General features: G+C 41.1%; 22 protein-coding genes. 11 read left to right on the forward strand and 11 right to left on the reverse strand.

The features are described from left to right. Positions 1–411 precede the first annotated feature (411 nt). Entirely contained in the window at positions 412–1,008 is a 597-nt protein-coding gene (locus tag H5164_RS07725; RefSeq protein WP_182741734.1) for an acetate uptake transporter, read from the forward strand. Between the two features lie 57 nt (positions 1,009–1,065). Here the strand turns inward: H5164_RS07725 and H5164_RS07730 are convergent, their stop codons facing one another. Further along, the gene (locus H5164_RS07730; protein WP_182696817.1) at positions 1,066–1,584 is read right to left on the reverse strand and encodes a hypothetical protein; all 519 of its coding nucleotides are present in this window, start codon (positions 1,582–1,584) and stop codon (positions 1,066–1,068) included. A 4-nt stretch (positions 1,585–1,588) separates the two neighbouring features. Continuing rightward, complete coding sequence (locus H5164_RS07735; RefSeq protein ID WP_182741733.1) at positions 1,589–2,386, reverse strand: helix-turn-helix domain-containing protein; 798 nt, start codon at positions 2,384–2,386, stop codon at positions 1,589–1,591. 464 nt (positions 2,387–2,850) lie between these two features. On the opposite strand from H5164_RS07735, the gene H5164_RS07740 reads away from it, so the two are divergent. Both H5164_RS07740 and H5164_RS07745 read left to right on the forward strand, forming a co-directional pair. Next, positions 2,851–3,672 carry a cytochrome C gene (locus tag H5164_RS07740; RefSeq protein ID WP_124015216.1) on the forward strand — a complete coding sequence of 274 codons (822 nt, stop codon included), beginning with the start codon at positions 2,851–2,853 and terminating at the stop codon, positions 3,670–3,672. 10 nt (positions 3,673–3,682) lie between these two features. After that, positions 3,683–4,252 carry a hypothetical protein gene (locus H5164_RS07745; protein WP_124015217.1) on the forward strand — a complete coding sequence of 190 codons (570 nt, stop codon included), beginning with the start codon at positions 3,683–3,685 and terminating at the stop codon, positions 4,250–4,252. Positions 4,253–4,471: 219 nt separating this feature from the next. Here H5164_RS07745 and H5164_RS07750 read toward each other — a convergent pair whose 3' ends face one another. After that, positions 4,472–6,565, reverse strand: coding sequence for a prolyl oligopeptidase family protein (locus tag H5164_RS07750; protein WP_182755464.1), 2,094 nt, complete (start codon positions 6,563–6,565; stop codon positions 4,472–4,474). A 334-nt stretch (positions 6,566–6,899) separates the two neighbouring features. Here H5164_RS07750 and H5164_RS07755 point away from each other — a divergent pair, with 334 nt between their 5' ends. Next, entirely contained in the window at positions 6,900–7,178 is a 279-nt protein-coding gene (locus H5164_RS07755; protein ID WP_182696821.1) for a peptidylprolyl isomerase, read from the forward strand. A 134-nt stretch (positions 7,179–7,312) separates the two neighbouring features. Here the strand turns inward: H5164_RS07755 and H5164_RS07760 are convergent, their stop codons facing one another. Next, entirely contained in the window at positions 7,313–8,035 is a 723-nt protein-coding gene (locus H5164_RS07760) for an arginine N-succinyltransferase (protein ID WP_182755466.1), read from the reverse strand. Positions 8,036–8,403: 368 nt separating this feature from the next. Here H5164_RS07760 and H5164_RS07765 point away from each other — a divergent pair, with 368 nt between their 5' ends. Next, a complete protein-coding gene (locus tag H5164_RS07765; RefSeq protein ID WP_182696823.1) occupies positions 8,404–9,975 on the forward strand; it encodes a S41 family peptidase in 1,572 nt (523 codons plus the stop codon). Continuing rightward, positions 9,975–10,361, forward strand: coding sequence for a hypothetical protein (locus H5164_RS07770; RefSeq protein ID WP_182696824.1), 387 nt, complete (start codon positions 9,975–9,977; stop codon positions 10,359–10,361). Before H5164_RS07765 ends, H5164_RS07770 begins: the two co-directional genes overlap by 1 nt. A 148-nt stretch (positions 10,362–10,509) precedes the next feature. Here H5164_RS07770 and H5164_RS07775 read toward each other — a convergent pair whose 3' ends face one another. Then, a complete protein-coding gene (locus H5164_RS07775) occupies positions 10,510–11,247 on the reverse strand; it encodes a hypothetical protein (protein ID WP_124015224.1) in 738 nt (245 codons plus the stop codon). Positions 11,248–11,526: 279 nt separating this feature from the next. Between H5164_RS07775 and H5164_RS07780 the strand changes: the two genes are divergently transcribed. Next, positions 11,527–11,778 carry a DUF2999 family protein gene (locus H5164_RS07780; RefSeq protein WP_124015225.1) on the forward strand — a complete coding sequence of 84 codons (252 nt, stop codon included), beginning with the start codon at positions 11,527–11,529 and terminating at the stop codon, positions 11,776–11,778. A 557-nt stretch (positions 11,779–12,335) separates the two neighbouring features. Here the strand turns inward: H5164_RS07780 and H5164_RS07785 are convergent. After that, positions 12,336–15,440 carry a putative Ig domain-containing protein gene (locus H5164_RS07785; RefSeq protein WP_182755468.1) on the reverse strand — a complete coding sequence of 1,035 codons (3,105 nt, stop codon included), beginning with the start codon at positions 15,438–15,440 and terminating at the stop codon, positions 12,336–12,338. 615 nt (positions 15,441–16,055) lie between these two features. After that, on the reverse strand, positions 16,056–16,544 hold the full coding sequence (locus H5164_RS07790) for a MarR family winged helix-turn-helix transcriptional regulator (protein ID WP_124015226.1): 489 nt from the start codon (positions 16,542–16,544) through the stop codon (positions 16,056–16,058). 145 nt (positions 16,545–16,689) lie between these two features. Here H5164_RS07790 and H5164_RS07795 point away from each other — a divergent pair, with 145 nt between their 5' ends. Next, positions 16,690–17,649, forward strand: coding sequence for a DMT family transporter (locus H5164_RS07795; RefSeq protein WP_259396766.1), 960 nt, complete (start codon positions 16,690–16,692; stop codon positions 17,647–17,649). Positions 17,650–17,762: 113 nt separating this feature from the next. Here the strand turns inward: H5164_RS07795 and H5164_RS07800 are convergent, their stop codons facing one another. The 3 genes from H5164_RS07800 to H5164_RS07810 all read right to left on the reverse strand — a co-directional run bounded on the left by H5164_RS07800 (position 17,763) and on the right by H5164_RS07810 (position 19,608). Beyond that, positions 17,763–18,284, reverse strand: a complete 522-nt coding sequence (locus tag H5164_RS07800) for a DUF1993 family protein (protein ID WP_124015227.1) — start codon at positions 18,282–18,284, stop codon at positions 17,763–17,765. A 310-nt stretch (positions 18,285–18,594) separates the two neighbouring features. Further along, a complete protein-coding gene (locus H5164_RS07805; RefSeq protein ID WP_124015228.1) occupies positions 18,595–19,110 on the reverse strand; it encodes a hypothetical protein in 516 nt (171 codons plus the stop codon). 111 nt (positions 19,111–19,221) lie between these two features. Continuing rightward, on the reverse strand, positions 19,222–19,608 hold the full coding sequence (locus H5164_RS07810) for a carboxymuconolactone decarboxylase family protein (RefSeq protein WP_124015229.1): 387 nt from the start codon (positions 19,606–19,608) through the stop codon (positions 19,222–19,224). A gap of 581 nt (positions 19,609–20,189) precedes the next feature. On the opposite strand from H5164_RS07810, the gene H5164_RS07815 reads away from it, so the two are divergent. Beyond that, positions 20,190–20,795: an excalibur calcium-binding domain-containing protein gene (locus tag H5164_RS07815; protein ID WP_182755470.1), complete on the forward strand. Its 606-nt coding sequence runs from the start codon at positions 20,190–20,192 to the stop codon at positions 20,793–20,795. 154 nt (positions 20,796–20,949) lie between these two features. Here H5164_RS07815 and H5164_RS07820 read toward each other — a convergent pair whose 3' ends face one another. After that, positions 20,950–21,957 (reverse strand): AraC family transcriptional regulator, encoded by a 1,008-nt coding sequence (locus H5164_RS07820; RefSeq protein WP_182755472.1) that lies wholly within the window; start codon positions 21,955–21,957, stop codon positions 20,950–20,952. A gap of 176 nt (positions 21,958–22,133) precedes the next feature. Here H5164_RS07820 and H5164_RS07825 point away from each other — a divergent pair, with 176 nt between their 5' ends. After that, the gene (locus H5164_RS07825) at positions 22,134–23,600 is read left to right on the forward strand and encodes an NAD(P)/FAD-dependent oxidoreductase (RefSeq protein WP_182755474.1); all 1,467 of its coding nucleotides are present in this window, start codon (positions 22,134–22,136) and stop codon (positions 23,598–23,600) included. 62 nt (positions 23,601–23,662) lie between these two features. Next, the gene (locus H5164_RS07830) at positions 23,663–24,433 is read left to right on the forward strand and encodes an SDR family oxidoreductase (RefSeq protein ID WP_182755476.1); all 771 of its coding nucleotides are present in this window, start codon (positions 23,663–23,665) and stop codon (positions 24,431–24,433) included. The last annotated feature ends 20 nt before the right edge of the window (positions 24,434–24,453 follow it).

The following is a 24,453-nucleotide window of genomic DNA, read 5'->3' on the forward strand; positions in this document are numbered from 1 at the left end:
AGCCGCTACAAACTTAATCAGTTAGTGTTGCTTACGTCACAAATTAGCCTGCTGCAGTAACGACTTCATTAGGTGATTTGACAACAGTTTAGCCTTATATTTGAGGCCCATCACAGCAATAGCAACGACTTGAATAATATCACACCAGTTGAAGGTGTTTTCTGTATCTAATTGAATTTAAATAATTTATTACTCACATATTAATATACTTAACACACTTATCGTACGAGGCAATACTAAGTTATTGTTTTTAAATAATAATATCTATCTTACTACTAACATCATGGCTCCCTTGTCACTTATTGCTACCCGCTGAAGCTTTCTCTAAAATGCGCGCCTTGCCCAATCGGGGTACAAATTAATCTCTAGCGACGTTATTTGGTCGTTATATTTTTCCATTAAGGAAACATCATGGTTACAAAATTAGCGAATCCTGCACCATTAGGATTAATGGGCTTTGGCATGACCACCATACTGCTCAACATTCATAATGCTGGCTATTTCCCCATTGACTCGATGATCCTCGCAATGGGGATCTTTTACGGGGGCATTGGCCAAGTGATTGTCGGCATAATGTGCTTTATGCGGGGCGATACCTTTGGTACTACGGCATTTACCTCATACGGCTTATTTTGGTTAACCTTAGTGGGGATTATTTTAATGCCTAATATGGGTGTAGCGGCCAGTCCAGCACACTTTATGGGCTGGTATTTAACCCTGTGGGGCACATTTACAGCTTTTATGTTTGTGGGTTCGTTACGCTACCCTCGAGCAAAACAAGTAATATTTGGCTCATTAACCATATTGTTTTTCTTACTGGCTGCGCGCGATTTTACTGATAATGCATTGCTTGGCACTATTGCCGGATTTGAAGGTATTTTCTGTGGTGCAAGCGCTATTTACTTTGCGATGGCGCAAGTGTTGAATGCCGAATACGGGCGTACTATTTTGCCCGTTGGTGAGTTAACGCACACCCCAAAAGTAAGGTTAAATTCGATAAACGTATAAAAAATACAACACCTAATCTAACAGGCCGATACTAAGTCTCGGCCTGTTAGATTGGCTTTAATTGACTAAACGACACCCACATACGGTATTACTAGGCTGAAACAATACCACTGCATAGTCTTTTGCCTCATCACGTTCTAGCACCTGAATAGTTAATGAATGCATACCGTTCTTATTTAAATTAATGCCACTAACATACGATAGATACTCATAATGCTCTGGTTTATAAACATTTTTACTGCCTAAATACTCTTGTTTTGTGGTCACTGAGATATCGTATATTTGCCTTTGAGTATCAATTCGGTTCACTTTTCCAGTCATCGCTAACGTTCCAGCTGAATTACCGGATAAGTCGAAATAACGATAGTTAATTTGCGCCAAGCCATCTTTAGAGACCAAATCAACTAATAAGTAATGATTATGGTCTGCCTCGCCAGCTTGATGATTAAACAGTTCGGAACTGCAACTCAGCATAAAGTTTGGCGCCTTAGATGTGAGCGAGTAAATAGTCCCAATACAAGCCAGTAAACACAGCAAAATAACACTGTTGATGAGCCATAACCCTTTTCTTGCCATTATGCTAACGCCTCCAAGATTGATGCGAAGAGGCGATCTGGACTGGTGACGAATCACAAATACTCACCTGTTTAAGCCACTCTGGATTGATAAAACGCTTGGGTTGGCGCAAATCGCTAATTTTGATATTACGAATAATCGACTGGCCAAAATAGTCGCCTCTGAAGGTAATGTTCAGCACCTGCTTATCGTGAGATAAAGATAGAAAGACTTTATTCCATACTGTCTCATGACAATGTAATAGACTCTGAGTGAGCAGCTGCCCTTGAGCAATCAACAACTCATTATTGGTGTTTGAGGGCGAATATAAAATCATTTCAACTTGCTGACCAGAATCCAAGGTTACCGTGTCGATACTCAGCGGCATAGTCGGACTGATTGAGGGACCAAGCCGATTAAACCACCATAGACTAAGCAGCAATACACTAAAAAGGCTTATGACCACCAGCAATACTGGTAAAGATTTGATGGTAAAACGTCTTCGTTGGTAACGGGTTTCTTTGCGGGCACGGTGATGTCTGAGCAAATAACCTTGACCTTTTACTGTCTCGATAAGCGTTTCATGTTGCGGCCCAAGAAATGAGCGCAATGTAAAAATAGCTCTGGCAACAGACGCTGAACTAAGATGTGAACCGTCTTTATGACCAGACTCTAATATAGGTTTAGCAACGACTTTGCCTTGATACTCGACTAATAATCTCAGTACATGTAACTCTGCTCTGGGAAGAGACCACACCAGACCACTTTCCTGATTGATCAGCTCACCTTTATCGCTATCAAACCTGCAATGGCCCAATTGCATACCAACTGCCTCAATACTTCACATAATGGCTAAAGTGTATGCAGAAAATCTTATAAAATCTGTGATCCTGCTATCTTCACGCTTTAATTCCTTATTCTTTGTAATTAATAGTGGTCAAAATTGATGTAATTGCGATATTTGTCACATCATTTCATACAGTTAATTTCAATAAATACTCAGATAAATGTACGTAAATCCTATAAATGATCAGACTTCTATCACAAAATACGGCTTTTTTTTGTGGCGGGTTAGTCTTCAAAGTTCAAGTTTATTCACTCAATTGAACATTATTTTAAAAGCCGTTTTATCTGGCATAAATCACACCTTTAATCGCCCCATTGCTTATCGTTAGGTCATCAAGTTGCTGTCGATATTCCGACCAGCAAAAATATGACAATAAGCCTAAGCCATATGAAGTCATAGCGCTTAAACACAACAATAATGATGATATAAGGGTGATCAAAATGAGCATAAATCGACGTCAAGCATTAACAAAAATAATTGGATTAAGCACTGCCGCAGCCGGGGCAACCCTCTTAGGTACATCAGCATTTGCTGCTACAGATGCAGATGGAAACTACCGTTTAGCGTTAGGAGAAAAACTCAAATATGCACCGTTAGATGCCATGGCTACTGCCAAGCTAGCCTATGAAACTGGCGGCGGTTGTATGCACCAAGTCTTTCACGCCATTGTGACTATGCTCGCGGTATCGGCCAGTATTGATGCTGACAAGTTTGCGACTATCCCAACAGCATTAGCCGGCTACGGTTGGGCTGGCGTGGTAGGCCAAGGTACTCTTTGCGGTAACTTAAATGCAGCAGGCATGCTGATCAACATTCTTGATGATATTAATGGCCAAAACAACGCGATTATTGGGGCTTCATTCCGTTACTATGAAACCAACGATTTGCCTTTATCTTCAGCTGAGTTCATTGCAGGGATAGGCTCTACAGCCGAAAAATCATTAGAAGTGGGGGCAACATCTATTGCTAACAGCCCATTGTGCCATTCATCCATTAGTAATTGGTCTGCGGCATCAGGAAAGCCTTTCGCATTAAAAGGTGAACGCTGTAAACGCCTATCTGCCACTATGGCTTATTACATTGTCGATCTATTGAATCGAGCTCATGGCGGCGAGGATATTTCGGTATTAGCAGAAGCGAAACCATCGGCGACAACCCAAGCATGTCAATCATGCCATGGTGTCACCGAAACGATGGGTTCTGCTGCCAGTGTGAAAAGCGACATGGAATGCACGACCTGCCATACCGGACATTACAATTAAGGAGCGCATGATGAATGTTAAATATCTTAGCGCCATATTAGCCAGTTCATTGCTAATCTTTGGCTGTAATAGTGACAATGATGACGATGTAGCGGTTATTGATCCCCCTGTGGTGGTTGTACCGCCAGTGGTGACACCGCCAGTAGTTGTTGTACCACCAGTTCTTGATGGCATTAGTATTGATGATGCAAGCAGCGTAGTTGTTACCCTGGATACATTTAATGCTACCACTGGCTCGTTATTATTCACGGTCGCCAATAATGACGGCGAAGCCCTCATTGATGTAGCCAATTACGATATCGTCTATTTTGGCTTTCCTGATCCAGCATCGCTATCGATAAAACCTAAGGCTTGGAAACGTTGGCATGTCACTCAAAGCTATCAATGCGATGGTGCAGGGAGTGATAGTTGTAGCGGAACATTAGAAGCAACCGATACTGCGGGTAAATATACTTTTAATGTCAGTGACCTCGACTTACAAAGTAAAGCATCGGCCAATGCCGCAATGATTTATAAGGTTGCGATTCAAATTAAGGGCTCGCTTGCCAGTAATGCAATTGAATTGATAAGTGCAGATTAATTCATCGTCATTTAGCCTCCCCCTAGCTAATGGCGAGAATAGCACCCTTGCAATTAGCTTCAGGCTATTTTGCCGCAGCACTACACTGCGGCTCTTTTTATCATAAAAGAGTACGACTGAGACATGCGGAGTTTCGAGCCGAGTCATATCAATGTCAGACACAAAAAAAGGGGTTCAGCACTGCTGAAACCCTTTTTACTCATCACAGAGCGACTATATTTAACGAAGTTGCTGCATTAAGTAAGCGTAAACCATTGAGCTTAACTGAGCGGCTTGGGTATTGTCGGCCGCGCCAGCATGGCCGCCTTCAATATTTTCGTAGTACAACACATCTATGCCCATATCTTCCATTTTTGCGACCATTTTACGCGCATGTCCAGGGTGAACCCGATCGTCGCGTGTTGAGGTGGTAAAAAACACTTTAGGGTATTTAACCCCTTGTTTTAAATTATGATATGGAGAATAGGTTTTAATGTATGCCCACTCTTCAGGAATATCAGGATTACCGTATTCGCCCATCCAACTAGCACCAGCCAGTAATTTGTTATAACGCTTCATGTCCAACAATGGCACTTGGCACACGACTGCGTTATAGAGCTCAGGACGACGGGTAAAGGCAGCTCCCATTAACAAACCACCATTACTGCCACCTTGAATACCAAGATGTTTGCTTGAAGTAATCTTGCGAGCAATTAGGTCTTCGGCAATGGCTTCAAAATCTTCATACGCTTTATGACGATTTTGCTTCAATGCTGCTTGGTGCCAAGCAGGACCATATTCACCACCACCACGAATGTTAGCCAGTACATAAACACCGCCCTGCTCTAACCAGTTTTTACCAATAGTGGCCGAATAGGCTGGCAAACGCGACACTTCAAAACCGCCATAACCGTAAAGTAATGTAGGGTTACTGCTATCGAGTTTGATGTCTTTAGCCATCACCACAAAATAAGGTACATTAGTGCCGTCTTTTGACTTAACAAAGTACTGCTGGGTGACAAATTTATTAGCGTCAAATTGTTGCGGCATGGCTTTAATTTTATCGGCTTTTAAGCTCGCGCCATTTAAGCGATATAAACTGGCGGGTTCTAAAAAGCTGGTGTAATTAACAAAAAAGTCATCACTATCGCGTTCTACATCAAACATACTTAAGGTGCCATTGGCTTCAAATGGTACCGGCTTGCTTTGCCACTCACCTTTATCGTTTTGCATGTATCGGACGAGTTTACTTTTTACATCATCCAGCCAAGTCACAAAAATAGCATTCTGACTAAATGCTACTTGTGAAATTGAAGCGTGCGCAGTTGGCGATACCAGTTCACTAAACTCAGGTTTTTGCGCAATGAGCTTATCAACTGGTGTATAAACAATGGCACCTTGTTTGAACGTACCCTTTGAGGTGACTAAATCGCTTTTTAGCTCAATATATAGCTGACCTTTAAAGTAACCTTTCAAATCGGCATCTTCAGGAATAGGCAGCGACACTAACTGACTATCTTGATAGACATAATGTTTAGCGGTGTAGAAGGTTAAGCTTTCTGTGACGATATTGAGTGGGGTTTTATCATCGAACATCACATAACCCGACACGGCTACTGACTTTTTATCCCCTCTAAAGACCAATTTAGCGGCAGATAAAGGAGTGCCGCGCTTCCACAATTTAACCACACTTGGGTAACCAGAGTCGGTCATGCTTTGCGCATCGCCAAAATCAGTACCAACAAACACAGTGTCTTTATCAATCCAGCTTAGCATCGACTTTGCTTCGGCCAACAAAAATGGCTTTTGAGCACTATCGACAAAGGCTTTCGTTGTTAAATCAAATTCGCGCACTTCAGCAGCGTCAGCACCACCACGAGATAATGAAACAAAACAGCGCTTGTTCTGTGGATATTGGCATTCAATACCTTTGAAAACCCAATTAACTTCCTCAGCTTTACCAAGGGCATCGATATCGATCACGGTTTCCCACTTAGGTTCGGCTTTAGCATATTCTGCTAACGTAGTTCGCCGATAAATGCCACGCTCGTGGGTTTCATCTTTCCAAAAGTTATACAAATAATCGCCAATACGAGTTGCATAAGGAATGCGGGCTTTATCGTTTAAAATATCTAAGCTGTTGGCGACTAATTTATCAAAACCTGGATAAGCCTTAATATGGGTAGCAGATAAGCTATTTTGCTGCTTAACCCATTCCATTGGCTTAGCGCCTTCAACATCTTCTAACCAAATATATTTATCTTCTTCTGCATGAACAGGTATTGCCATAGTTATCGCACTCGCTATACATAAGGGTATGATTCGCTTAAGCATTAAAATTTCCTTTTTGTTATGTGCTCGTCGTTTTTTACCAACCGATCAATACTGTAATCCATGTAATACTCAATTAGCTAATTTTCTGGCCACTCAGCGTCAGTTCAACGTGTTGTAGCGATATAACATAATGAAAGACATCATTATTAGCATCATTAATATTAGTAAATTACAATAATAAAACTTCAAGATTTAGGCATTAACAGGTCCAAACCTTACAGTATTTGCCTATATTGGGATTGAATAGATCCATTAGTGCAAGGATCTACTGCCAATTTAGCTGATGAAACAGGTATAATAATCTGCTAATCACAGAGAAACTAAGACCGATATCATGGCCAAAACTGCAGCAGCATTACATATATTAGTGAAACACCAAACCCAAGCTGAAGACATCATCAAGCAGCTCAATAAAGGCGCCAAGTTTGATGTGCTAGCCAAAAAACATTCTAGCTGCCCATCAGCCAAAAATGGTGGCAACTTAGGTGAGTTCAAAAAAGGTCAAATGGTGCCCCCGTTTGATAAAGTCTGTTTCAATGGCGAGCTAATAACACCGCACCTAGTCAAAACAAAGTTTGGTTGGCATGTGGTAAAAGTGCTATACAGAACATAATGTTAGCTGTGATAAGTATTCGTGTTACTCAACATGAGTGGGCTTAAAAAACGGTCAATAAACAATGAGCTTGATATTCAGGCTCACTGCTTACACCATACTTATAACATTGCTTTCAAACCGATATGTAGCATTTACTTTCGCAGTTTGATCGACAGTTCGCCATCACGAATCTGAATATTATCCACACCATCGGCAAAGGTATTCCAAAAACCACGGTCGCCAAACTCACTCACTAGATTGACGTTTTTCATGTTACCCAACCATGCATTGGGAATAGGCACGCCCATTAAGCTCACGCCAACTAAAGCAACTACTGGGCGACCATTGGTATCTAAATGAATGTCCAGCCCAGTATTAACCCGTAAGATTTCTCCAGCCATCAGAGGAAAGTCCTTAGGAATTGAAATCAGCAAGGTTGCACTGGCCAAATTGTCTGAAAAATCTATCGCAACCCGCTGCGCAAAATCAGGATTACGGCCAATCATTGAATTCACTTCTTTTTCGCTAAAAGTCACCTGGCGGTCGGCATCAAATTCGCGATATGCCTGCGGGGTTAGCTCTGCGTTGTTATGACCACGATTACTTGGTTCGCGTGAATTAGGTGATTGGCTCACTTGGCGACTAGGTTCAACTTGCCAACCAAGCTGGGTCAGTTTTTGATCCAGCTTTTGCTCTTCTTGGGCATTTAACGTTACAGGCGTTAATGGCGACGGAAAAATATAAGTGCGAATAATAAAAAACGTTAATCCAATTGTGACCAGCATAGTCACTAAAATAATTAACAGTAGTTTGATGCCAGATGCGCCATATTGCCGCTGGCGGGATACAGATAAATGCATAAGTGAAATTAGCATTGACCCGCCTTTTTTACTTTATATTTGTCGAACATAGTAATGATATCTCTGGTTAGGGCCGTTGAACTTTCAAAATGAAGTTGGCAGCCGCTTGTGGCAATTTTATACAAATGGAGCTTTTGACATCTAGTATATCTACATGAGTAAGCAATAAAACAGTAGCAAGAAACCACAAACACAGTACTAAGGTTGAACTGAACATTACAACCAGTAGCCGCGTATAGAAATATCATTACACTTCAAATAGCATGGTTTATCAATCTTAGTATTGCTCAAGAAACCGAGTTACAAATTAGGTCAATTGTAATAAAGTTGTCAATTGTAAGATTAAACATTAACCACGATATTTGAGTATATAAAGGATTATTATGCAGTTACTCTCAAGCAACACTCTCGCCCCATTCATTATCAGCGCCAGCCTGTTACTAACAGCCTGTGGCGGTGGCGGCTCATCAAGCGGCGATAACAATAGCAATACTGGCTCAACGTCACCTCAATGGGTTGCTGGTCAATTTGCTAACTACTCGACATTAGCCAATCAGTGCAGTGTCCCCTTAACACAAAAATTGTGGTTGCGGTCGTGGAGCGATGACACTTACCTTTGGTATGACGAAATTATTGATCGCGATCCGGCACCATATAGCGTTGCCGAGTATTTTGAACTACTTAAAACCGACGAATTGTCAGACACAGGCAACCTCAAAGATAACTTTCACTTTTCTATGCCGACAGCAGAATGGGAATTACTCAATGGATCTGGGGCCTCTGTTGGTTATGGCATGACGCTAAATTTACGTAATGCATCGGCAGGTGTGTCACGACAAGTGACTGTGGCCTTCAACGAGCCAAACACGCCGGCAAGCAATGCAGGTATTAGTCGTGGTGCCATTATTGTATCGGTGGACGGTGTTAGCGTAGCAAATGCCAATGATAGCGACAGTATCGATACTTTAAATGCAGGTTTATTTCCCGATGCCACTGGTAAACAAACTGTGTTTACCGTGCGAGATTTAAATGCCCAAACCGACCGCACAGTGACACTATCGGCAGGCACAATCGTATCAACGCCAGTGCAAAATACTAAAACCATTCAAACGACTAATGGCAAAGTGGGTTATCTACAATTTAACTCTCACATCGCGACGGCCGAAAAAGGCTTATACGATGCCATGACGTTACTGAGCAACGCACAAGTAGACGACTTAGTATTGGATATTCGCTATAACGGCGGTGGATTATTAGCACTTGCCAGCCAACTGGGCTACATGATTGCGGGTGATAACGCCACAACTAACCGGGTGTTTGAACAAACTAGCTTTAACAACAAGTACCCCAACATTAACCCAGTAACGCGTGAAGCACTCTCGCCGATGCCGTTTATTTCAGAATCAATCGGCTTTAACACTTCATTACTGCGCAGTGGATTATCGCTGCCCACGCTAAACCTTAAGCGAGTATTTGTATTAACAACCCCTGGCACCTGTTCTGCCAGCGAAGCCTTAATGAATGCCCTTCGCGGCATTAATATTGAGGTAATTCAATTGGGTGATACAACCTGCGGTAAGCCTTATGGCTTTTACCCAACCAGTAACTGTGCCACAACCTACTTTACCATTCAGTTTAAAGGGGTTAATGACAAAGGCTTTGGTGAGTATTCTGACGGATTTATACCATCAGCCAATCCTACCCTAGACAGTGAAGTGCCAGGTTGTGTTCTAGAAGATGATCTTGGACATGCTTTGGGTGATACCAACGAAAGACTTCTCAGTGCAGCATTGTTTTATCGCAATAATAACCGCTGCCCAGCGACGGCTTCAGCTGTAGCACGCGCGCCAGCTCGAGAATCCTTTGTCGATCCAGGCTTTATGTTGCAAGACACGCGCAACCAAAATGTACTGAAAAACAACCGTATTCTCACGCCATTGGCTTTGGAGCAATAATGCAAAAGCAATTCATTGGTATTCTGGCAGTATTGACAGTGAGCGGCTGTGGGGCGACAGCAAAAGAGGCGCCATTACCGTTACAAGCGGCAATGCTGACAAACCCTAGCAGCCAAACCCACGCTGAATTACAACAAGCGATAGCAAGCTTACTGGACGCCAGCAATGTATTAATCGCCGATAAGGCTTTTACTCAATACAGCCAAGAAGTGATTGAGCGTGCTCAGCATAAAGATGCTAACGGCTTATTGATCATGGGGCGCAGCACTGAAATTCCGGACGCAGTGCAACTGTTAAAACAAGGCGATAATTGCCTATTACGTCATGTACAAACCGGCAAGACGGTCAAATTATCGCAAGTACGTTGTCAGGTCGAGAAACCATAGCAGGTTGCTTATTGTACAAAGTTGATGGCTAATACCATTGATTAAAACTAACTAAAAAAGCCAGAACACATCTACATATGTGTTCTGGCTTTTTTTTTGGGACTATCGACTCTAGTTAATAACATGCAGCCTATCGATCATGCCGCAGTTAACTCATCAAGCTGTAAAGCCAATACCCGCCTTTTATCATGATGGCTAAGCTAGCCCCCATCATAAATAGATAACTAAATATAAAAGTCACCGAACCACTTGAAGGACCGGTATCATCCAAGCGAATAATGGCGACACTCATATAAAATAAGATAAAAAAGTTTATCACTATGCTCAAGATAAAATAGTCACCCACCATAGGTAACACGCCACCAACAACACTGCTGATAAACAACAACAAACTACTGAGATTATCCTTTGTGAAATATTTTTTCTCTATAATACGGACAAAAAACACTCCCAGCATAATCAAGAAGTAATACAGTGAACTGGTTAATGCTGAATAACCCCCTTGCGTGATATCAGTCAGCGCTATTGTATCGTCAACCTCAGTACTGCTTGAGTCGGGGAAGAAACCTGCAATCCAATGACCTATACCAAATATAATCAACCAAGCAAGCATAAATGAAACCAGCCCGCCGTAATCAATCGGATGACTGGCTTTACGATCCACTATCATTGCCAATAACAAACCGAGCAATGCCACGCCAACCAGCAAACTGAGTGCATACCAATATTGGTCTAAATAAAAGAAGGCAAAACTAGGAGAAATTACCAAAAAAGATTGATTAAACTCATTATCTTTGGTGGTTACGCCAGTATTTTTATAAAAGGCATAATATACAACAAGGGGTTGGAGCAGCACTAACACAGTGCAGAGGGTTTCAATATCCATATCAACGTCCGTAACAAATCCATATAAAAAGTAGTCTTAAATCAGCAAAGCAACACGCTAAAACGAGAACAGTATAAACACCGGAGTAGTAAACTCAATCATTTATCGAATGATGTAACGTATAAACGACACTCAGTTCAATCTTGCTAAGAGACTAACCAAAGTCAAAACCTGCTGAATCATTTTGTCAGTAAGATTGTGCAATCGCTATCTTGCCCTCTACAGACTAAATCATGATAAAATCACAGCTTACTCAATTAACATTTACAAGGTAACGCAATGAATCCTATTATTGCCATCTTCAAAGAACACAATATCAGTGACGTACAAATTAATGAGCTGTTCCAGACGTTAACTGAAAACCCATTTGCAGCAATGGCAACTATTGGTCAATTAGGCATTCCTGCGGAAAAGCTACAACAGCTAATGGGCATGGTGATGCAAAACCCAGCTTTAATCAAAGAAGCAGTTGTAGAACTTGGCTTAGATTTTTCTAAAGTTGAAGCGGCAAAAGCACAGCTACAACCATAAGCGCTAAGCTATTACAAAACGCATAAACAAAAACGGCCAGTATCCTAAGATGCTGGCCGTTTTTTGCTTTCATCGGTTTGTTACTAACGCGCTGCATAAACAGTTTGAATTGTCTTTTTATTTCAGAGTTCGAGAAATCGTAACTATTAAGTTCTTTTTCTATCGCTCTATAAGTTGGTGGGCTTCTATTAACTGCGGAAGTGAATTAGTTCAGCAGCAGATTCATATTGCCGTTTAACGAAACCCGACTTAACTTACTACCTTGCTCTGTGGAGTTGATTAATTATTGGAGCTTAGGAACGAGCGATTCCTTAGTTATACTTTCCAAACTATTCATTGTGATAGAGTGAATAAACCGCATTTTTATAATATCGAGAGTAGTGTTGGACCACACCGTCAACTTAACCTTAAACAACACCTTAGTTATTAAGTAATCCCCCTATATGGAGGATTATTTACGGTATCACCAGTCACTATGTTTATCGCCTGTGATTCAAGCTTAAAAAATCGCTTAAAATAGATCGACTATTGACCAGTAAAATTATTGATAAAAGTACTTAATAAAATTTCCGACGTAGTGCTAAAGGTAAAAGTAATAACGCAATATACCCCAAACTACCGCCACCAGAATCCCCATCTGTTACATTAATGACAAGTATCGCATTACTGCTTAGCCCCATTGAATCCGTCGCTGTCACCAAAGCGGTCATCTTACCGCTTGTAGTAGTACTTCCCGTTACATTGCCTTCCGGACTGATACTAATCCCAACAGGTAACCCTTCAGCAGTGAAACTCATAATATGGCCATCAGCATCGGTAAATGAACTCGCAACATCTAGAATAACTGCTTCAGCAGTCTTGATAGAAAGAGGACTCAAGCTGATGGACTTAGGTGCCGAATTGACTTGAACTATGGCAGACAAAGATGCCTTAGCCCCAAGACTATCTGTCACTGTCGCCAGCACCTTGTGTTCGCCGGCAGCGATCAATTTCCCATAAACCAAACCATGGGGATTAACCTCAAGCTCGGAGCCATCATCTTTAGCAAAAGTGAAGCTCTGCCCTTCAGGATCGGTAACTGAACCAGCGAGATCCAAAACAATATTTTCGCCAGGATTAACCCAGTACTTATCGATGGTCCCTATAAGAGGCGCAGTGTTAGCATAGAAAGGCACTAATATTGTCAATGTCATATCTCTGCTGTCAGTCACCAAGATATTTAAATCACCTGAGTCACTACTTTTGGTTTCAAGGGTAAGCAGACCCGTCTCACTCAACATTGCATCAGCGGGAAGACTAGTAGGGCTATAAGTAAGTACATCATCACTATCAGCGTCAAAAACAAAATCGGCGATATTCAGCTCAACCTTTTCTCCCTCGTTTGCCAATACAGGCATTATAGCGGCCTTCAATACTGGACTTGAGGAGAAGTCGGCAATCATAAATCCAACGGCTGAGTCGCCCGCTTGTGCACCAAAAATAGCTTTCTGCTTCAAGCCATCGGCATAAAATACGTTATAGTTCTGAAAATATGATATTCCATAATCGCTGGCTGGAGTAGTTGCAAGTAACTTCCAACTACCGCTATCTCTGTCCACCGCATATGTATAAAGAGCATAATAATCGGTACTTACCACATAGTCCTGTGAGACAAACACCAAATTATGGTTATTAATGCCTGAAATAAAAGAAACCGACATAAATGACAAGCTAAAATCAGTATTAACCTTATAACTGCTTATCGCGTCACGACTAACGAAATAGATGTTGCCCTCATTTGCCAATACCGATGACTCAGTAGGAACTGAACCAGAAAGGTCAATGACTTCTTCTACATCAACATCCTTATTAGCGAGGTCTAAATCGATCCAGTAAAGTTTCGATGCACTTCTGTCCCACACATACGGCTTGCCACCAACAAAGCCTACCTGACGATAATAGCTATTCCCTAAAAGAGAGGTATCAAGTACATCAATCAAGGTAGCATTGTTATCCGCATCAATACTAACGAAGATATAATTGTTATCTTCGTTACTGAATATTGCTAAATTATTAGCTTTGTTAAATACGGCATTATCTGTGTAATATAATGGATTACCTGATGATATAAGAGACTTAAGTCCACCTGAAACAGTTCCATCGACAGCCACTTTCAATGCTATATACTTATTATTTTCCCAATAGTTGTTATCGGAAAAGTTACGTCCCGCGATGAATATCTCATCACCATGAACAGATAGGCTCTGAATATCAGGCGTAACATTCTGCCCAATACCAAACTGGGTCCAATTTGCAGAAAATAACGATGTCTTTGCCGCTGGATCAGCACTAATCGACGTAATACCATCTGCATCTATGACAACTATAATCCCCAACGACTCAATAAACACATTACGGCTATAGCCATTGGCCAAGTGAGGTAAATTTTGCTGGCCATCTTTTATGCTACTTACTTTGCTGTAATCATAAAAATTATCAGCAGATGCATAGAGCTCAACTTTCTCATTGTTTAGTCTCCAGCCAAGTTTATCTCCTCGACTAAGAGAACTAAGTAACACATTTGTTGCCACCGTTTTATCCAACGTAAAAGAGGGTGATACACCATCGTTGAAGTTATAAAGCTTGCCTGTATTACTAGTTCTTTGAACTAACAATTTACTACCAACCAGAGAAAGTGATGCTGAAGAAATATATGAATTTGTATTGAAAGCAATGTATGAATTAGCATTATACTTGAGTGTCAATGTCTCTCCTGCCACATCTAGACGATATACCGTAATTTCATTATTGTCTGAAGTAAATATATTACCTGTAGACTGGTCATACAATATATTTGAAATTGATTGATAACTGCTATTCCGTGAGACTCGAGAAATTTCCGCAACGGTATTGTCAATAGGATTTAATTGATAAGCAACGAGAGGATCTGTCGAATTGTAATCTCGGCCTTCACCAGATAGTAATAAAATATTATTACTATCATCAAATTCAATATCATCTATCTGTGATGGAATATTATCGCTATCACCTAGTAATTTTACTGCAACAAGTTCGCCAGTGGCAGCGTCTCGTTTTGTTATCGAAACATACCGTTCATATTGGTTTCTGATAAATAGATAATTACCACTTTCTGATATTTCAATAACATCATTATTTGTAATAGTTTGTCCATTTAGCGCACTATAGCTGAACTGCTCAACCCAATATTTTGTATCGACATCGAACTTCATTACAGTCAATTGATAAGATGAGTCAATTATAGATATTACATACAAAAACTTGCCATCCGGGCTCAACGTAATATTAATACCGTAGTAATTATCATCAGTAACCAGAGCTTGCTTACCATAATAACTAATAGTGTTATCACTATTTGCCAAGAAGTTATGAATATATTTTGATTCTGTTCCAACCGCAATCCTGCCAGCAGAATAAACTTTATTGATATTATGAATACGGCCTTCTTCAACCAAACCAATATTAGAAACAGATATACTATGCTGCATTTTATCTTTAATAACATTTGTTTGCGCTTCGTCAAAGACAACGCCATAAGATTTTATTGATACAAGAAGACCGAACATTGCCAGCCAAGCACTAGATTTAGTTTTAAACATTAATAACATCCATTTATTTTTAATAACTACCAGCAATGCTGCCACTGGCATTGCTTAGAGACAAAATCATTACCGACTTTTCAACTATAAATACAAGCCGACACAATGTTCGTCATAATTAATACGTTTGTCTAAATAAAAGACTCAGCATTATGCAATAATGTAGAGGAAAAATACAGATGCAGAAACAAGAATGCAACATAAATAACTGCGGTTCATTAACTTATGAGTTTATTGGTAAACAACTCATTCATTAACCTCTAGCTGTTGGTTATACTTACATAACCTTTGTATATATCTAAAACCTATAAAGCCAATGAACAGAATAGCTAACAATCATCAACGGCTTTTTAAAATGTAAAGTGGCTAAATCGCAACACAGCCTTTCAAAATGCACTGACAAAAAATACCAGCATCTTAAGAAGCTGACTGTTTAACCCAAATTCGGGTTAAGGAGAGGGATAAATAAGCTAAAATCAGAATATTTCACCAATTTTATATCAAAATTGCTATTTGTTTTGCTAACAAGGCATCTCCAAATATTAATAACTGTATTAATAGCGGATCGATGACAAGTCAATACAACGAAGTTAGCAGCACAAAGGGCTGTGTGATAATCGTTTATTCTCCCAATCTGGGGTTATCTGATCACAGCCGCTATTAATTGCCTTCAAAGCCAGCTAACCAAGTTTTGAGTAATTGGTTGAGCTCGGGTAGTTCAGAATCTGAAAGGTTTGCCACCAGCTGATGTTGAATGCGGACATGTGCCTCAATCGCTTCATCTATCGTGGCAAGTCCTTTTTCAGTCAAAGCTACGGATACGCTACGCCTGTCTTCAGTGCTGTGTACACGTGCAATTAAATCTTTAGATTCTAGTTTATCTAAGCGATTTGTCATCGCGCCAGAGGTTAACATCATAGATGACAAAAGCACTGAAGGGGTTAAGGTATAAGGCAGGCCTGCACGTCGTAATGTAGCCAGTACATCAAATTCCCCCATGGTCAGGCCAAACAATTTATGACAAGTAGATATTTCAGCTTCAATGTGTTTTTGTAAACGTAAAAAACGCCCAAGTATTGCCATTGGTGCAGTATCTAAATGCGGCTTCTGTTCACCCCACTGCGCCACAACTCTATCGATATCCTCCATTTAACACCCTTAATCTTAACGATTGAATCACTTACAAAATACTTAACATAAAGATACTTCATAAAAAGATACTTTACAAAGATAACTTAGCAGTCCAGAATTGACACTTATCTTTATATGAAGATATTTAATGCTAAGGTAGTTTATGAATATTTTACTCGCCATGATCCCAGCCTTTTTTTGGGGTACCACTTATGCGATGACCCAGCTCACTTTACCTGACTGGCCAGCGTTATTACTCGGTGCTCTGCGTGCATTGCCTGCTGGACTCATTTTATTGGCAATCAAACCGACTAAGCCCCAACAAGCCGACTGGTCTATTTTGATAAAACTCGGTGCGATTAATATTGCGGTGTTTTTCAGTTTAATATTTATTATGGCACTAACACTTCCGTCGGCCATCTCTGGTATAGGGATGATTTCAGTGCCCGTTTTCGCGATGCTATTTCATTGGGTAAGCAGTAAAAAACGCCCTAATCTGCCGCAAGCCTTTTGTGGCGCGATCTTAATTGCTCTAGCGTGGATGCTATTTGACCCCAGCACTATTAGTTTAAATCCTATTGGGTTAATGGCGATGCTGGCGGCTATTAGCTGTATTATTATCGGCAGCACGATCACCAAAGCACTGGGCTCACGCATTCATTGGTGGACCATACTTACCTGGCAGCTCATTATCGGCGGAGCATTATTATTGGTTGCCGCAGGCATTCAGGCACTATTTTCACCTGAACAATATCTCAGTGTGGTCAAGCAATTTAGTCTGACTAATGGCTTCGGCATAAGCTGGATAATATTACTCAACACTGTACTCGGTTACAGTATGTATGTGTGGTTATTGCAACGAATGTCGGTTGTCGACTTTACTTTTGGCGGCATAGCCAACCCAATAGCAGGTATTGCCTGTGGTTTTGTGTTAATGGGTGAATCATACACACCACATCAATATTTATTGATGTGTGGCATGATTTTAGCCTCTATTGCGCCAACCTTGATTCAGTTGCTACGCCAAAAAATTACCGCATCAAATGCAAATAAACAATTGATTATTGAGCAGAGTAATAGCGAATTAAATCATCTGAGTAAAACAAAAATGCCCAAAAGCTAGTGTAAAAAGCAAGTCAATACATGGCTTAGACAGTGGCTTCTGGGCGCAGCTATTAAAGGATACAAACGCTACATTAGTGGATGTATCCTCAATAGCCGATAACGAGTACTTTACTAAATAACAGGGACTTTATAAGGCATATCACCTAAGTAGTCTTTCTTACCCACTTCAACACCGTTGTGGCGCAATATTGCGTAGGCCGTAGTGACATGAAAATAGAGATTAGGAATGGCATGTTCAATAGCAAATTCATAGCCTGTTAGATATTTACCTGCCCAGCGAGGTTGTGACACATGGATAGTGGCAGCGTGAGCGAAGTCGGCTTCGCTAAAACCATTAATATACTCAATGACTGAAGCAATGCGTTGACGCAACTCTTCAAGTGTCGTTTCAGTATCATCATGCTTAGGCATAGTCTCTAAATTACCGGTTAATCTGGCAACACCAACTTTAGCCGTGTCACAGGCTATCTGAATCTGGCGAGTAAGATTAAATTGATCTGCCGCTAAGCGAGAGTTCAGCAATACTGCCATATCGACCTTTTTAAAGGCGGCAAATACCTCGGCCTTATCAAGAATATTATTTAAGTTATTCAGCATTTTGCTGAATTGCACTACAGTCAAATCGTACAGCATGGCAAAGTCCTCAATTGAGAGCTGCAAACTTAGCAGCGCTTAGATAATTAGTGATAACCGATGAGATTACAACCCAGTCGAAGATATTTAGACCTCATTAGCCTCATTTAACGCTAACCAGAGACTTTTATGAGCAAAGCTCCAACGATACAAACTCAATAAAGCATTTAGCAAATCATCACGGCCATCATATTGTTGATATATATCAGGTCATATTTTATCAAGATGTCACTTACTGGTCTCAAATATGGCAGTAAAGAGGCTGATATAATTGATATCTCGATCGATTTATACACTACCTTTTGCGCGATTAAAGCAAGGCTCTTAACTGATTAAGTGCATCAACAGAGAAGCCTTGGTCATAAAAGTAAATCACTTTACCTTGGCCATCTAATAGCACCACCCGCGCATTGTTTGGTTTTTCATTACCGGTAAATGCTTGTACTTTTTCACCATCTTTATAGACAGTAACAACACCTTTCCAAAGTGGCTTAGGGATGCCTGCACGCATACCACTGTCTATAAAGGTGCTGAACATTCTAGGAAACAATCCCTGTATGGTTGGCACTTCAAATACCGATACTTGCGTTTCGGTCATGTCTAAGCCAATTAACCAGCGATCAATATCAAACTGTGAATCTTGTTTATAACCGATCAGTAATAGCGCAGTTTCACCTTTTAAATCATCAGGCAAGGTCATAGATTGCCCTTCAAGATTTTGGCCTGACACCGATGGAAAAGTTTGCCCAGTAATGGCCTGATTTGGATAACTCGTGCTGCAAGCGCTGAGCAGTAATAAGCTTGCAATAATCATTAAATAACGCATTTTAAGTCCTTTTGGATAAGTATTAGATCCTGTTATACGTAACAATCTAAAAAAAGATTAGTGCTTTTACACACAATCATTTGGGCTAAAAAGTTAATAGATAACTCAGTGCTAGCTATTTTCTATAGCCCATTCCTCTATCGCTTCTTTTGCTGCCCGAAAGGCTTCAATTCCCGCTGGCATGCCGCAATAGACTGTTGAATGCAGTAATACCTCCTGAATTTCAGCAATGGAACACCCATTACGTAATGCCCCTCTAACATGACCTTTTAATTCAGTTGGAGCTTTTAAAGCCGCCAGTGTGGCAATAGTGATAAGACTGCGAGTTTGCTTAGAAATAGCATCACGAACCCAGACTTCTCCCCAACAATTTGCGGTCACTAAGTCTTGCAGTGGCTGGGTAAAATCAGTGACATTGCTGAGCGCTTTATCGACATAAGCATCCCCCATCACCTTGCGACGTACCTCAAGTCCTTTTTGGTATTGCTCATCATTCATCAGTAGCCCCCTCTATTGTTGTGTTGGTCAATTCATTAAAAATAATACCGTCTATATACACGTTAAACTTAATCTTAAATAACACCACGTTTTTGTTGTAGCAAGTTGATACATTGCCCAAGTCGATATCAATTCATTTTTTCCCTGAGTAGGTAAACATATCGACTATGTTTTATCGACCGCTCACAAAGTCCAATCAAATAACTGGCTAAAACACTGTGATTGTAGGTATTATGTTACTGATTTAAAAGCATGATTCTAAAGTATGATTTTTTAATAACTGAATGACCATCAAGGAAAGAATCGCCATGGAAAGAGGCATTATACCAATCCTTATTGAAGTGTGATCTATTTTAGGCGGCGTCAAAGTGCCAAGTACAATTCAAATGACTGCTGGTGTAGCAAGCTACATTTAAGGCATTTGAGGTAGTAATTGGTGTTATGACACCGCCCCGAAGGGCGAATTTATTAGGGCACTCTTCTTTGTTAGTCATTTTTGACGTGGAGCAACCATGCCCTCAAATGACTGTCTCGAATAGCACACTAATAATTTTCGCTAAAAGAGCAAACTTCAATGCGGATTGGTATCGGTTCGTTGGAATACCGAAAAAGGCTTTGGTTTTATCAAGCCAGAAACCGGTGATAATCAAGATGTCTTTATTCACATTTCAACCTTAAAACACATGGCCAGAAAGCCCATTGTTGGCGATGAGATCCTATTTCATCGTGAGAACCAGCCCGACGGTAAAGTCAAAGCCGTAAAAGCCAGTATAGAAGGCGTCGCGGTGGTGTCCAACAGCATTCGTCCAGCGTCTCACACCAGTCAACATCATCGAAAAAGCCCATCTCATCATGACGACAACTACCGCTCAAGCCCAGTATTTGGGCGCGTAATCATGCTTATTATCCTGCTTGGGGTTGGTATTTTCGGTTATAAACAATATCAAAAAATGACCGCTACGCCAGTGCTGACCAATGAAGATGTTGAGCAGATGCAGTGGACACCAACCGTATCAAAACCAAGCTCAATCAATCTACAACCACAGTTCAGATGCGAAGCTGGTAAAACCCACTGTAGCCAAATGCGCTCATGTGCAGAAGCAACCTTTTATATCCGTAACTGCCCAGGTACACAGATGGACGGAAATAACGATGGAGTTCCATGTGAAAGGCAGTTCTGTAATTAAACATGAGGTGATGCAGTCATAGAAAGCAGGTTCTGGCTAACAGCCACTTGTTCTAAGCTCTAAGTTCTAGGTAAGAGTCTTTAGATTTGAGGTCTAAAGCCTAAGGTCTAAGGCTTGAGATTCTAGCTAGCCTTTAGCTATGAAGAACAGCTGGCTATCGCTGTTTTGTTGCCTGCTTGCGATACTGGCTTGGGGTAATGTTTTTGCAGCGCTTAAAGCTGTGGCTAAAATTAGCCCCATCACTAAAACCAAGTCGCTCAGCAATTTCATCAAGTTGCATCGGCTTTAGCAGCAGTTCCTCAGCGATGCCAAAACGCACATCATCACGTACTTGGCGCCAACTGGTTTGTTCTAGTTTGAGTTGACGATGTAAAGTGCGAGTCGTACGGGCTAAATGCTGGGCGATGTCTTCCATTGATGCTGTTAAGCCTAAGTGCACTAAGGTGTCTTTGACCAACTTGGCGATAGGTTTCCAGTTTTGTTTTTGTTGCAGTAACTGGCTGCATTGCGCTTCACATAATCTGGCGGTGGCTTCATTGGCTTTTACCAAGGGCAAATCCAATAGCGGGGCTAGTCCAGAAAAGCCATTATAATTGGCATTAAATTGAATTTCAGCTCCGAGTTTTTGCTTTATATCTGCTAGGCACAAGCCTACAGGCTGAGGCGACATAAACTGCAATTTTATCGGTAAGCCGTTACGTTCAAATACTTCTCGTTGGATCATCGCCGCGCCCAACATGTCTCTGACTAATACGAGCTCACCTAACTTACCTGCAATGTCGCACGAGAACCTTAAGGATAAATCGTCGTTAAGCTCAGTTAATGTTATCTGAGAAAAAACATAGGTTAAATCTAGATACCGCAAGCCAAATTCAATCGCCTTTCTCGCAGTACTGCTGGCCAACAGGGCATACCCCATAATGCCATAACTGGTCAGGTGATAACGGCAGCCTAATTCCATTCCTACTTTAACTGGGCATTGAGTAGTAAGCATTAGGTTATTTAACACCTGTAACTCTTGCTTATCTTCAATCAGCCGCTCATGGTCAGCTAATTGAGCACTGGTTAAACCCGACCCTTGCAGTAAAACATTCTCATCAATACCCAGCTCAATGCCATGGGCAACGATAATCTGCACACTGGTAATACTGCGAAATGTCATAATTGATAGCCGTAATGTCTTAAAATCACAAATATACGTCTATTTAGACGCTAGATCAATCAAGCCCAATTTCCTATGCTGGACAGATAACATCATTGGTTAACAATCTTTGAATGATCGTGTAGCTAAATGGCCATTCAAAGTCATAATTAAAAATAACAATCATTGAGGTCCGCATGACCCAAGTTAAACGAAACCCTGCGGTGGTGATCATTGGTGCAGGTATGACGGGCATTTTAATGGCCATCAAACTGCGTCAAGCTGGTATTACTGACATTGTAGTGCTGGAGAAAAAAGGCTCTGTGGGCGGAACGTGGCGCGAAAATACCTATCCAGGTGCGGCCTGTGATGTACCCGCTCACATGTATACCTATTCATTTGAACCCAATCCAAATTGGAGCCGATTTTTCGCCCATGGACCAGAGATTAAACAATATTTTGAGCATGTGGCAGATAAGTATGAGGTTAAACGAGACATACGCTTTAACGAAGCGGTTACCGATGCACACTATGCCAATGGCAAATGGACAGTAAAAACCAGCCAACAGCAAACCTATATCGCTGATTTTATTGTGTGTGCCACAGGCATTTTGCACCATCCGCAATTTCCAGACATTCCTGGATTAGCTGATTTTAAAGGCACCACATTTCATACCGCCCAATGGAACCACGACGTCGATATATCTGCCTCAACTCGGGTTGGGGTAATCGGTACTGGGTCAACGGCGGCACAAGCCATTCCTGAATTGATTAATACTGGTGCTAAGGTCTCGGTTTTTCAGCGCACACCACAATGGTTAATGCACTTACCCGATTTTACCTTTTCAAAAACCAGCCGCAAACTGATGGCTCGCTTTCCCATCATTACCAAAATTCATCGCAATACCGGTAAGTTTTTTCTAGAACATTTTTTTACCAAAGCAGTAACTGGACACTTTATCCAAAAACATGTGTTAAATTTTTTGTGTAAAGCCAACTTAAGATTAAGCATTCAAGACCAAACTTTACGCGAAAAGCTGCGACCTCATTATCAAGTAGGCTGCAAACGGGTCATTATCAACACCACTTTTTATAAAGCCATTCAAAAACCCAATGCTGAGTTAATAACAGAGGCCATTGAACGCATAACTGCAACAGGCATTATCACTAAAGACGGTACACACCATGACCTCGATGTATTGGTGCTGTCGACAGGGTTTAATGCATTTAATTTTATGCGCCCAATGAATCTAATTGGCCGCAACAATTTGCACATTGATAAGGCGTGGGCTCATAAAATTAAAGCATATCGGTCAATGTTACTCAGCGACTACCCTAACTTCTTTTTAATGCTCGGCCCCAACACCCCCATTGGTAACTTTTCGGTTATCGCCATGAGCGAGGTTCAAACTGACTACGTGATTAAATTGATCGATAAATGGCGTGAGCATCAATTTGATGAGTTTGAAGCCAAACAACAAGCCATTGACGATTTTAATGCCTACGTAAAAGAAGGGTTAAAGGGCACTAGCTGGGTTGGAGGATGCCAAAGCTGGTATTTAGATGCCGATGGCGACCCCATTTTATGGCCCTACACTTGGCAGCGCTGGGTTGATGAAATGAAACAGCCGCAGATGGAACACCTTAATACCCGGTCATTCTAATTGGCTTAGCCACCTTTTCACTTGTACTGATTCACTCGTACTAAAAGTAACCAGGTTTTATCATGAATAACAACACGATATTTATTACTGGCGCGGCTTCAGGGATTGGCTTAGCCGCTGCTCGGCACTTTCATAAAAAGGGCTATTGGGTCGGTATGGCCGACATCAATTTAGCGCAATTAACACAAGCCACCGAAATATGGGATAGAACTCGAATACGCTTGTTTCAGCTGGATGTCACTGATGTGTCACAAGTACAACACGCTATGGCTACATTTTGTGCGGAACATAATCATTGCTTGGCGGTATTACTTAACAATGCCGGCATATTGGAAATTGGCCCATTTGAAGACATCTCTATAGAACATCATCAGCGTACATTAAGTGTCAATGTCATCGGGGTCATGAATCTGTGTCATGCTGCATTGCCATATTTAAAAAATACTGGCACGAGTACTATTATCAATATGTCATCAGCCAGTAGCGATTATGGCGTACCAGAATTAGCCAGCTATTCGGCGAGTAAGTTTGCCGTAAAAGCGCTTACCGAGGCGCTGGAACTTGAGTGGCAAAAGTACGGCATAAGAGTATGTGATGTCATGCCGCCTTTTGTGGCAACCAATATGCTTAAGGCACAGAAACACACCGCCAAAGTCATGCAACGACTCGGTGTGAACATTACTGCTGAACACGTAGTCGCTGTGATTGATAAACAAGTGAAACACCCTAAAACCCATAGAACGGTCAGTGTTTTTTATGGCCTATTGCATCGATTAAGTAACGTATCACCTACGTTTATCAATCGCTTGGTGATGAAGTGGTTAAGTCGATAAACATGTGGTTCTAATCAGTT

The organism is Shewanella sp. SG41-3, from assembly GCF_014164545.1.
Lineage (GTDB): Bacteria > Pseudomonadota > Gammaproteobacteria > Enterobacterales > Shewanellaceae > Shewanella > Shewanella vesiculosa.

Excerpts from the sequence above, each read along its gene's own strand:
- H5164_RS07775 (WP_124015224.1), bottom strand. The coding sequence starts at position 11,247 with ATGGATATTGAAACCCTCTGCACTGTGTTAGTGCTGCTCCAACCCCTT.
- H5164_RS07730 (WP_182696817.1), bottom strand. The coding sequence starts at position 1,584 with ATGGCAAGAAAAGGGTTATGGCTCATCAACAGTGTTATTTTGCTGTGT.
- H5164_RS07830 (WP_182755476.1), top strand. The coding sequence starts at position 23,663 with ATGAATAACAACACGATATTTATTACTGGCGCGGCTTCAGGGATTGGC.
- H5164_RS07750 (WP_182755464.1), bottom strand. The coding sequence starts at position 6,565 with ATGCTTAAGCGAATCATACCCTTATGTATAGCGAGTGCGATAACTATG.
- H5164_RS07810 (WP_124015229.1), bottom strand. The coding sequence starts at position 19,608 with ATGAATGATGAGCAATACCAAAAAGGACTTGAGGTACGTCGCAAGGTG.
- H5164_RS07790 (WP_124015226.1), bottom strand. The coding sequence starts at position 16,544 with ATGGAGGATATCGATAGAGTTGTGGCGCAGTGGGGTGAACAGAAGCCG.
- H5164_RS07795 (WP_259396766.1), top strand. The coding sequence starts at position 16,690 with ATGAATATTTTACTCGCCATGATCCCAGCCTTTTTTTGGGGTACCACT.
- H5164_RS07755 (WP_182696821.1), top strand. The coding sequence starts at position 6,900 with ATGGCCAAAACTGCAGCAGCATTACATATATTAGTGAAACACCAAACC.
- H5164_RS07770 (WP_182696824.1), top strand. The coding sequence starts at position 9,975 with ATGCAAAAGCAATTCATTGGTATTCTGGCAGTATTGACAGTGAGCGGC.
- H5164_RS07735 (WP_182741733.1), bottom strand. The coding sequence starts at position 2,386 with ATGCAATTGGGCCATTGCAGGTTTGATAGCGATAAAGGTGAGCTGATC.
- H5164_RS07765 (WP_182696823.1), top strand. The coding sequence starts at position 8,404 with ATGCAGTTACTCTCAAGCAACACTCTCGCCCCATTCATTATCAGCGCC.
- H5164_RS07740 (WP_124015216.1), top strand. The coding sequence starts at position 2,851 with ATGAGCATAAATCGACGTCAAGCATTAACAAAAATAATTGGATTAAGC.
- H5164_RS07805 (WP_124015228.1), bottom strand. The coding sequence starts at position 19,110 with ATGCGTTATTTAATGATTATTGCAAGCTTATTACTGCTCAGCGCTTGC.
- H5164_RS07780 (WP_124015225.1), top strand. The coding sequence starts at position 11,527 with ATGAATCCTATTATTGCCATCTTCAAAGAACACAATATCAGTGACGTA.
- H5164_RS07760 (WP_182755466.1), bottom strand. The coding sequence starts at position 8,035 with ATGCTAATTTCACTTATGCATTTATCTGTATCCCGCCAGCGGCAATAT.
- H5164_RS07800 (WP_124015227.1), bottom strand. The coding sequence starts at position 18,284 with ATGCTGTACGATTTGACTGTAGTGCAATTCAGCAAAATGCTGAATAAC.
- H5164_RS07745 (WP_124015217.1), top strand. The coding sequence starts at position 3,683 with ATGAATGTTAAATATCTTAGCGCCATATTAGCCAGTTCATTGCTAATC.
- H5164_RS07825 (WP_182755474.1), top strand. The coding sequence starts at position 22,134 with ATGACCCAAGTTAAACGAAACCCTGCGGTGGTGATCATTGGTGCAGGT.
- H5164_RS07725 (WP_182741734.1), top strand. The coding sequence starts at position 412 with ATGGTTACAAAATTAGCGAATCCTGCACCATTAGGATTAATGGGCTTT.
- H5164_RS07820 (WP_182755472.1), bottom strand. The coding sequence starts at position 21,957 with ATGACATTTCGCAGTATTACCAGTGTGCAGATTATCGTTGCCCATGGC.